The sequence below is a fragment of the Cupriavidus sp. 8B genome (assembly GCF_054589115.1).
Window position 1 is genome coordinate 6,629 of sequence record NZ_BAAILO010000416.1, and the last position, 9,698, is coordinate 16,326.

The window sequence follows — 9,698 nt, forward strand, 5'->3', positions numbered from 1 at the left end:
TATCACTGGGGCGCCCGGCATCGGCAAGAGCGATATCGTGGATAGCGCAGCCAAGGCTGCCCGCCACGACCTGCTGATCTCCCACCCCGTGGTGGAAGATCCCACCGACTCCAAGGGCCTGCCGTTTCCGGCAACGGATGGTGCGGGTGCCAAGTTCCTGCCGTTCGGGGATCTGGCCACCGCGCTGAACAGCACACGCCCGCTGGTCTGGTTCATTGACGATCTCGGACAGGCCTCGCCGGCGGTCCAGGCCGCCAAGATGCAACTGCTGCTCGCACGGCGCATCGGTGAACACGTCCTCCCGGACCACGTCACCTTCGTGGCGGCCACCAACCGTCGCAGTGACAACGCGGCGGTGTCCAACATCCTTGATCCGTTGAAATCCCGCTTCAGCACCATCGTGGAGTTGGAACCGACGATCGAGGACTGGACGCGCTGGGCGGTCACGAACAGCGTGCCGCCTGTGCTCATCGCCTTCCTGCGCTTCCGCCCCGATCTGCTGCTCTCGTCTGAGCGCAGCAAAGAGGTGGAGAACCTGCCTTCGCCGCGAGGCTGGGGGCACGTGGCGCGTCAACTGCCGCTGGTACCGCCGGGGATGGAAATCGTCGCCACGGCCGGCGCGGTGGGCGAGGGCGCCGCACTCGAGTTCGAGTCGTTCCGCCAGATCTATCGCGAGCTGCCCAGCGTGGATTCGGTGCTGGCTGCCCCAGAATCCGCCAGGATCCCTGACAAGGTGGCCGCGCAGTACGCCATCTGCTCGGCGCTCGCCGCCGTTTCCAACGAGAACAACTTCGATCGTGTGATGGTGTACGCCAATCGCCTATTCGAAGCCCATCTCGGCGAATTCGCCGTGATGCTCGCCACCGATGCTGCACGCCGCGACGCGCGGATCTGCGCTACTCCAGCGTGGATCAATGCGCAGGGCGGCAAGCTCGGTGAGTTGCTGCTCGGCAACTAATCCCTTTTTCCTTTTCTGTCCATCCCATAACGGCGAGCCACCAGGCTCGCCGTTTTTCGTTGCAGCCGTATCCATCCCATTTCCAGGAATCGTCATGAACATTCAAGACATTACCAAGCGCGTGATGCTCGCAACATTCAACACGTCGGTCTGGCGTGCGCGCCGCTTCGACACCCGCGCCACGCAGGAAGTCGAGTCCAACCACGACACCAAAGACATTGGCCGCTTCAACAAGAAGCTGCTGACCGAGGGTGCCACGTCGTACAAGGAAGTGTGCGCGGTCGCCAACCGTGCCCGCGCCTACTTCGATGCCCACAGCCTGGACTACGATCAGTTGGGCGTGCGCCTGCTGCCCACTGACATGTACATGGAGGTGGCTGACCGCCAGCGCGAGTTTCAGGACGAGTTCAACGCCACGACCGCGGTGTTTCTCGCCGACTATCCGCGCCTGAAGGAAGAGGCGCGCGCTGCGCTGAATGGCCTGTTCGACGACGCGGACTATCCGACGCAAGCGGAACTGGCCAAGAAGTTCGGTATGCGCCTGGCAGTCCTGCCGTTTCCGGACGCGAGCCAGTTCGACATTGCGCTGCCGGCCAACGTCCTGGACGGGCTCAAGGCGGATATCGACCAGCGCGTGCTCGGCGCGGTGAAAACCGCCAACGACGACCTGGTGGGCCGCCTCTTCGAAGCCGTGCAGCACTTCGCCAACCGCCTGTACGGGGCCACGAACGTGCGGCTCGATGCTGCCGACAAGGTGCGCGAGTTGAGCGCACTGCTGCCCAAGCTGAACTTCTCCGGGGATCCGGCGCTCACGCGCATCCTGGATGAGACGCGCGAGCATCTGGCCCGTCACACTGGGGCGGACCTTCGCAATTCGAACGACCTGCGCAAGCAGGTTGCCGAAAAGGCGATGGAGATTGAGGCACAGATGGCCGCCTTCATGGGTGGTCCGCCGCCGTCGCCGGCGGCAGCTGCGCCGACCTCGTCGATGTTCGAACTGCTCACAGCGTGAGGCCGGCATGCGCGATCGAATCTCGAAGCAACGTTCCCAGCTCATCCTGTCCCAGCCGTTCTTCGGCGCGTTGTTGATGCGCTTGCGGGTGGTCGAAGATCCGTCGTGCAAGACGTTCTGGGTGGATGGCGTATCGTTGGGCTACAACCCAGCATTCGTCGCCACCCTGAGCGATCTTGAGCTACGCGGCTGTCTTGCCCACGAGGTCTTGCATCCGGCCAACGGGCATTGCTGGCGCCGCGGCGTTCGCGATCCTGACCGTTGGAATCAGGCCTGCGACTATGCGATCAATCCCTTGGTGCTAAACGCCGGCTTGCAGTTGCCGGCCGGCGCGCTGATCGACGGACGATTTCTCGGCAAGTCCGCGGAGGAAATCTATGCCATGTTGCGCCAGGAGGTATCGGAGCAACCGCAGCCAGAACCGCAACCGCAACCACGGCAGGACGGCTGCGGCAAGGGCGACGGCAATGATCCGGCCCAGCCTAACGGCCAGGACGGCAAAGGCAATGGCACGGCCGGGGACGACCCGTCGCAGGCCTCGCCGGAATTCTCGCCCGGTGAGGTTCGCCAGCAGCCGCAGGCACAGCAGCAAACGCTGGCCAACGAGTGGAAGGTGGCGACGATGCAGGCAACAAAAGCCGCGCAGATGCGTGGCAAGCTGCCCGGCGAGTTGAGTGCGATGGTGGAGTCGGCCACGCGGGCATCGGTGGACTGGCGTTCAGTGCTGCACCGCTTTGCCTTCGAGCAGACCCGGTCGGACTATAGCTGGGCCTTGCCTAACCGGCGGTACACCCATATGGGCCTGTACCTGCCGGCGTTGCACGACCAGTCGGTCGGCGATGCGGTCTTTGTGCGCGACACCAGCGGTTCGGTGTTCGACGAGACGCAGCAGCAGTTCGGGGCGGAGGTCGAAACGGTCTTCGCCCAGCTGCAACCGCGGCGCCTGTTCGTGCTGGACTGCGACACTCGCGTGACGCAGGTACAGTGCTTTGAGCGGGGAGAGGCCATTGAGCTGGGCCCGATCCGAGGCGGTGGCGGCACGAGTTTCCGCGCGCCGTTCGCCTGGCTGGACGAGCAGGGAATCGCTCCAGCGTTCCTGGTCTACCTGACGGACATGCACGGAAAATTCCCGGCTGCGCCGCCGGCGTATCCCACCTTATGGGCGTCGACCACGCCGCTCCACACGATTGCTCCGCCGCCGTTTGGCGAGGCAGTGGAAGTCATCATTTAGACCAACCCCGGGCATGCGCCCGGGGTTATTTTTTGCGCGCCCAGCATGGGCGCACTCTTGTGGGTGCAAGTCCCACCGTAAGTTGATCACAGCGAACGAAGCGAAGCGCAACTGCGAAAGGGTGACCGATCGTGGGGAGGAAGCGTGGAGCGAAGCTGCGAGCCGAGGGACACGAACCGGATAGAAGGCGGTGCCGACCAGGACGAGCGGGCAAAAATCCGCGAAGTTCTCGTGATCAAGGGGCGGCGGCGTAAATCCGGCGGTTGTGTAGCGAAGGAGTGCGTTCTTACCTGGGGACGCCCCGCCTTGCGCCTGAAAGGGCGACGGCGTCGAACCGGAGCGGGGTCTCAGCAGAGGTCATAGTAGTCGGGGGTAGCGCCGGGAAGGCTCAAGGCTGCCGACGAAGGACCGAACGAGAGGGAGTGTTCGAAGCCGTGTCGATGCAGCAGGCATTGCGTCAGAAGCCCGCGCGAGCGGGGCGAGCGGGGGAAACGTACGGTGAAGCCGGACGCGAACCTGCCTGCGACGAAGCCTGCGGCCCGCGACACGAACCGGAGGACACAGGGTCGGCGCTGCTGGCAGCGGCGCTGACGCGAGAGAACCTGAAGCAGGCGTTCAGGCGGGTCCGACGCAACAAAGGTGCCGCTGGCGTGGATGGTCTGGATATTGATCAGACCGCTCGCTATCTGGTGTCGGCGTGGCCGGAGATTCGCCAGCAACTGCTTAAGGGGACGTACCGGCCCAGTCCGGTACGGCGGGTAACGATTCCGAAGCCGGACGGAGGAGGCGAGCGCGAGCTCGGTATCCCGACGGTGACGGATCGGCTGATCCAGCAGGCGCTGCTGCAGGTGCTGCAGCCGATTCTGGACCCTACCTTCAGCGAGCATAGCTACGGCTTCCGTCCCGGCAGGCGTGCGCATGACGCGGTGCTAGCCGCACAGTCGTACGTGCAATCAGGGCGGCAAGTGGTGGTGGACGTGGACTTGGAGAAGTTCTTTGACCGGGTCAACCACGACATCCTGATTGACCGTCTACAGAAGCGCATCGGAGACGCCGGCGTCATTCGGTTGATCCGAGCGTATCTGAACAGTGGGCTGATGGATGGCGGGGTGGTGCTGCAACGGTACGAGGGTACGCCGCAGGGCGGCCCGCTGTCACCGTTGCTGGCTAATGTGCTGCTCGATGAGGTGGACAAGGAGTTGGAGTGCCGAGGCCATTGCTTCGTGCGCTATGCCGATGACGCGAATGTGTATGTGCGCAGTCGGCGGGCGGGTGAGCGGGTGATGGTCCTGTTGCGGCGGTTGTACGGCAACTTGCGTCTGAAGGTCAATGAGGCAAAGAGCGCGGTGGCGAGCGCGTTTGGCCGCAAATTCCTCGGCTACAGCTTCTGGGTGGCCGCAGGGGTGGTCAAGCGCAAAGTGGCAGTTAAGCCGCTGCTGACGTTCAAACAACGCATCCGCGAACTGACCCGCCGCTCAGGCGGGCGGAGTCTGCAGGAAGTGGTGGAACGGCTGCGGCCCTACATTCAGGGCTGGAAAGCCTACTTCCGGTTGGCGCAAACGCCAAAGGTCTGGCGGAAGCTGGACCAATGGCTGCGTCACCGGCTGCGGGCGATCCAGCTCAAGCAATGGCGACGTGGCCCGACTATCTACCGCGAACTGCGGACGTTAGGCGCGACGCCCGAGACGGCGCAACGGGTGGCGGCGAATAGCCGCCGCTGGTGGCGCAACAGTGACGGCGCGCTGAACTGGGTGCTGGATATCGCCTACTTCGACCGGCTGGGCCTACCCCGCCTCGCCTAACCTCAATCTCTCGAACCGCCCGGTGCGGACCCGCATGCCGGGTGGTGTGGCAGGGGCGCAGCCACGATGGCTGCCCCCTATGCCGATTCTCTGTCTGAGCTAAGTGTTGGATGACCCCGCCGGTCGAATAGGCTCCTCTTGCGGAGGACAGGCAAATGCGAGCCTCCTGTTTCTCCCGCGGGCGGCAGAACATGAGCCGCGTGTCGAACGGTTTCGGTTGGTACCACTCGCTTGGCCAGGGACTGGTTTGTCGTGCGAGGATCTCAGGTGCGCCGGAAGGGACTTGCTCGCTTTGTCTTGGCCGGCGCGGACTGAAATCGGGTCTGGTCGAAGCCAGTGCGCTGGGTTAGGAGCGCTTCGCCGTCGATGCGCTCGGCCAAGCTCTCGATGTCGCGCTCCGTCACGCCGGCCTGCGCGAAGTGTTCCTGCCAGGTGTTCACGACGTCGATGACGGTGGCAATCTCGGCCGCGGCCTCTGCGGGCAGCAGGCCGAATGCATCGCACTGCGACATCGCGTTTTCGAGCGTCGAGTCCCGGCCATGAGCGCCACAGATGAACTCCTGGTAACCCTGCCCCGAGTTCGTCGGCAAGACGTCGTACGCCGGCGCCAGCTTCAGGCGGCCATTCTCGAGCGGGTTCACGACCAACAGGGAGTGGTTCTTCTCGTGGTCATCGGTGTTGTCAACCAGGATGTTGAAAACCATGCGACGGAAGAGCTCGCGCGCGTCTCGTTGGTTGATGTCGTCCTGGGTGATGCCGACCCGGCGGAGGATTCGCGCCAGTTCGGGGTAGCCCATCTCTGGCTCCTCGCCCGATGCGGTGGCCGCCCGAATAGCAGTGCCGGCCGAGATGCTGTGAATTCGCCGACCCTGTTCGCGGTCGAAGCGGCGAATGGCGATCGCGTTCGCCCCGAGGAGGTGGATGACCAGCGTCTTGGCTACCGTGATGCCCGCGCGCTCGGCCAGCGTCATCGTCGCGTGCTCAATGAGCGGCGCGTCGACGGGCTCGTTGTTGAAGAACTTGATAACCCATTGCTCGCCGTCAATGTCGATGAGCGCCTTGGGCTTCGCGCCACCGAGCGGACTGCCGCCGCCAGCAATAATCTTTGCTTCCAGGGCGGTGATGGGCTCCGAGGCCTCAATCTTGGCCACCACCTCACTGAGCTGTTGCGCAGCCTCTAGCCGAGGAAGCGGACTCACGGCTCGCGGGCTGTAGGTACTCGACGACGTGGAAACACCAAGCGCGCCGAATCGGTCGTCTCCAGCGTAGTACAGGTACTCCATCATGGAGAGGCGCTTGGGCTTGTCCACGAAGCGAATGACCTTCTCGCCCCAACAGTCCGGCCGTGCGTCGTCGATCGCGCCGACCGCGCGCTGCGCATCGGTCGCCAAGCGGCCTGGCGGCAAGAACTCGTTGTCGACGAGAGGGAGGTCCTCGCTCAGAGCGAACCCGTTAGCCAGCCACTCCTCGCCGTAGTGCAAGGAGACCCCCTTGCCGGCGGTGACCAGTTTCAATGCGCCGACGTAGCGCGGTGTGGCCGGGTCACCCAGGTACCAGAGGTACAAGTCGTCCAGACGCATCTCAGCCCTTTGCCCGGTTCGTGTGCACGCGTGCTTCCGCCGCGGCCTGGGCGCGTGCGCGACCCAGTTCGACGGCCTCACGGATGTCCATCTCGATGGCGCCTTGGTCGTGCTCGGGCGCTGCGAGATTTCTCAGCTCGCCGTCGCGCTTGATGAGCCAGAGCGCAGTCGCGACGATGCCGATGCCCACAGACGGGTCACCGGCTTCGAGCCGTTGCAGCGTGGGCACAGACACACCCATCCGCTTCGCCCAGGTCCTCAATGACTCTTTGCGGCGCAAGCGGGCCACAGCTAGGTCGGCACCGAGCTTCTCGATGGCGGCAGCAGTCGCCGGCGGGAGCTGCAGGAGGGCACGCGCAGTTTTAGGCATACACATAGAGTATATCGAAATAGGCAATTTAGTCAATATCTATGTGTACGGTAAAGAGAGGTCCGTGTCTGTTCAACGTACCGCTCCAGCAGATTCGGCGCCATAGGCTGGCTGTGCACCGAATCCGTGGTGACTCTTTTCGGGCGCTTGCAGACCGGGCGTAAGCCCTGATGTGGGCAGGCTACGCCGCACGCGTTCAGCCCCCACCGACTGGCCTTGGGCGCGCAACTGCCGCACGACGCGAAGCCCCAGCCTGAAAACAATCGCCAACGTTGGCATGTGCTCACCGCGCTCGATGGTGTGCGATCGCCAATCCCGGCCAGATTGGCCGGTGTTTCCTCGGCAATGCCGTACATCATCCGGCGGGCGCGCACTGCGCCACCGAATGCCTGCGCCAAACGAGGATCGAAAGTGGTTGCGCCGACAGGCCGGCCGCGCTGAAGGGATGGTTTCTGCATGGGCAGAAGCACGGCCCGGCAGCACTTTTCGAACCAAGCTGGATTTATCCCCTTCCGCTTGTTGCCGATAGGACATTAGCAGCACGTCTTATGGAGAGAAGAGAGCGTGGGTGTCGTTGCAAGGTAGCACTTGCATATTGGACCAGCGCTCAGCAGACCGGAGGGAAAATTGAAGAAGAAGGACGCATTGGCGCCATTGGATGTCAACCAACTGTCGAACGACGTGCCGTTAGCCTTGCACGCAAACTGGCTGCGAGCGCAGGCAACTGGCGAGACGGACCTGGACTACGACCGCTGGCTGGAGGGTCAACTCTGGCCGCGTGCGCCCGTCGAGTGCGTGTACCGGCAGGGGCAGGCGGTATTTAGGCTTCAGCACCGCAGCTGCTATCAGGTTCAGGATCCGATCCGCGGCATGCGGGATTTCCGCTGCTTGCTGGACGGCCAGTTTCCCTTTGTGTCGTTTGTACGCGCGCAGGGGTTGAGCCTGCCGTGGCTTACCATCGCCGGATTGTTCTCGGTCGACGAACTGGTGTCGTTGCAGCAAGTGGCGCGTTAGCGGTCTCCGAAGACAATGAAGCCCGGCTTGACCGGGCTCTCTAAGGCTCAAAAGAGATAGTGAATCATGCGCGTTTCCATCTATAGGGTGGACTCATGTGCTCGGGGTCCCCGCTGTGTTCGCGTCGGCAAGCTCGGCGGGATCGGCCCGACTCGCCTCCCGTGTAAAGACGTGCGCGTCGCTCCCGGTGCCGATGGCGGCAACGCGCGAGATGCGGCTCTCAAGGTTCGCATTCAGGCCAAGCCGGATTGTGCCAGCGTAGAAGATCTCGCCCTTGACGCGGCCATTGATCAGCAGCGTGCTTCGGGCGGCAACGTCGCCCTCCACGATGCCGTCCACGATCACATGATCGCCTTCAACCTTGCCACGCACGATACCGCCGCTGCCGACATGAAGCAGTCCGGCGGACGAGGAGAGGTTGCCGTCAATCAGGCCGAGGCAGGTGATGCCGTGGTCCGCGGCCACGTCTCCGTGGATGCTCATTCCACGATTGAGCACGCTAAAGATGGGAGTGTCTTTCATCGTCGGTCGGCTCAGAACAGCTTTATCTCGGATGCGGCGTTTGCGCGATGCGCAGGAGGGGCCTGGGGCGCGGCGTTCGCCTGTGCTGGGGCCGGCTCGACCTTGCGCACGACAGGCGAGGTCGCTCGAGCCACCGGAGCCTGGCTTGGCTGAGGGCGGGACACCGGCGCAATCACTGCCGCGGGCGGCTGTGCAACTTGCTGCACCAGTTCCGCACCCTTAGCCGGGACTTCGCCAGGTTGGGCGGCACTGTAGCCGGCCCGGTTCATCGGTGCGGTATCAGTCGTTGCGGGACTGGACGCGGCAGCGATGGCCAACACCGGAGTTTGACCCAGTTCCGGCGCGTCCTGCGTGCCCTCGGCCTTGACGGGCACCGCGGTCCCAGGCTTTGCCGCATCCGTTGTTCGCCCATGCTGCCAGTTGGCGACGGACATACCGAGGGCGCCTGCCGCCACGATGCCGACCACGATGCTGGCAATTTGGCGGATGTTTCCGGCGCGGCCGGCCCACCGTCGGGTCGCACTCGCGGCGGCAAAGGCGGGCGGGGGCAACAGCCGGCCGGCAGGATTGTGGGACGTGGTTTGCGCCTCAATGGTGAGGGGGGCGTGCGCGAACTGCTCGTGCAGGCGCTGGATATCTCGAATGTCCACGGTGCTCCTTGGGGTTCGGAAGGGAGGGAATGGAATTGGGGCTCAGGCGGGAAGGCGGCTGCCGTCATCGGCAAACCGGTCGTTGTCCGGAATGCAGAGGGTGTGAATCGTATTGAGGCGCCGGCCTGCGATATCGAGCTGCGTATCGCGTTCTGTGCCGGAAATGGAGCGCCCGACGTGCGCGAACAGCGTGGCCGAGGCGAGCTTGTCGTACTGGCCCAGCAGGCGTAGCAGTCGCCCGGCGAGCGCATTGGGAACCTCCAGGACGACGGATTCGTACCCGATCGAAAACTCAAGTTGATTCTTCGACGCGAGCCAATCGTTCACGCGACTGAACCAGACCTCAGCCTCTCGGAAGGCCTCATCGAGCGCCTTGACCTTGCCGCCTCGCGCGACAGAACATTTGGCCGCGCAAAAATTATAGTCATCGTGCAGGAAACGGCGCGTAAAGACCGAGGAGAAAGACACCTCAACCTTCGTCGTGGTCTCGGGCACGATGCGCGAGATGCGGTCCTCGCTGATGAGCCGCGTGATGGGCTTGAGGCCGGTGTCCGGTGCG

The 9,698-nt window shown here is 63.9% G+C and carries 10 protein-coding genes and 2 pseudogenes; 5 read left to right on the plus strand and 7 right to left on the minus strand.

Features of this window, described 5'->3' with window-relative positions; all coding sequences use genetic code 11:
• From ACYP5B_RS39795 to ltrA, 4 genes are all read left to right on the plus strand, one after another.
• The coding region (locus tag ACYP5B_RS39795) for an ATP-binding protein (protein ID WP_459573303.1) at positions 1-958 on the plus strand (958 nt) is incomplete at its 5' end.
• A gap of 94 nt (positions 959-1,052) precedes the next feature.
• Positions 1,053-1,970, plus strand: a complete 918-nt coding sequence (locus ACYP5B_RS39800) for a hypothetical protein (protein ID WP_459573304.1) — start codon at positions 1,053-1,055, stop codon at positions 1,968-1,970.
• A gap of 7 nt (positions 1,971-1,977) precedes the next feature.
• A complete protein-coding gene (locus ACYP5B_RS39805) occupies positions 1,978-3,201 on the plus strand; it encodes a vWA domain-containing protein (RefSeq protein WP_276286073.1) in 1,224 nt (407 codons plus the stop codon).
• Between the two features lie 434 nt (positions 3,202-3,635).
• The gene (ltrA, locus tag ACYP5B_RS39810) at positions 3,636-5,003 is read left to right on the plus strand and encodes a group II intron reverse transcriptase/maturase (RefSeq protein WP_459573310.1); all 1,368 of its coding nucleotides are present in this window, start codon (positions 3,636-3,638) and stop codon (positions 5,001-5,003) included.
• A 263-nt stretch (positions 5,004-5,266) separates the two neighbouring features.
• Here ltrA and ACYP5B_RS39815 read toward each other — a convergent pair whose 3' ends face one another.
• The 4 genes and pseudogenes from ACYP5B_RS39815 to ACYP5B_RS39830 all read right to left on the minus strand — a co-directional run.
• On the minus strand, positions 5,267-6,583 hold the full coding sequence (locus ACYP5B_RS39815; RefSeq protein ID WP_459573305.1) for a type II toxin-antitoxin system HipA family toxin: 1,317 nt from the start codon (positions 6,581-6,583) through the stop codon (positions 5,267-5,269).
• A gap of 1 nt (position 6,584) precedes the next feature.
• On the minus strand, positions 6,585-6,812 hold the full coding sequence (locus ACYP5B_RS39820) for a DNA-binding protein (RefSeq protein WP_276286071.1): 228 nt from the start codon (positions 6,810-6,812) through the stop codon (positions 6,585-6,587).
• Positions 6,813-7,033: 221 nt separating this feature from the next.
• Positions 7,034-7,196 (minus strand): annotated as a pseudogene (locus ACYP5B_RS39825) (IS3-like element ISBvi3 family transposase); the annotation flags it as partial.
• Between the two features lie 6 nt (positions 7,197-7,202).
• A pseudogene (locus ACYP5B_RS39830) lies at positions 7,203-7,411 on the minus strand (helix-turn-helix domain-containing protein); the annotation flags it as partial.
• A gap of 169 nt (positions 7,412-7,580) precedes the next feature.
• On the opposite strand from ACYP5B_RS39830, the gene ACYP5B_RS39835 reads away from it, so the two are divergent.
• Positions 7,581-7,967, plus strand: coding sequence for a hypothetical protein (locus ACYP5B_RS39835; RefSeq protein ID WP_276286070.1), 387 nt, complete (start codon positions 7,581-7,583; stop codon positions 7,965-7,967).
• Between the two features lie 93 nt (positions 7,968-8,060).
• Here ACYP5B_RS39835 and ACYP5B_RS39840 read toward each other — a convergent pair whose 3' ends face one another.
• The 3 genes from ACYP5B_RS39840 to ACYP5B_RS39850 form a co-directional block, all read right to left on the minus strand.
• Positions 8,061-8,489, minus strand: a complete 429-nt coding sequence (locus tag ACYP5B_RS39840; protein WP_276286069.1) for a bactofilin family protein — start codon at positions 8,487-8,489, stop codon at positions 8,061-8,063.
• An 11-nt stretch (positions 8,490-8,500) separates the two neighbouring features.
• Entirely contained in the window at positions 8,501-9,139 is a 639-nt protein-coding gene (locus ACYP5B_RS39845; RefSeq protein WP_276286068.1) for a hypothetical protein, read from the minus strand.
• 42 nt (positions 9,140-9,181) lie between these two features.
• Positions 9,182-9,698 (minus strand): hypothetical protein (locus ACYP5B_RS39850; RefSeq protein WP_459573307.1); only part of this gene is annotated, 517 nt, incomplete at its 5' end.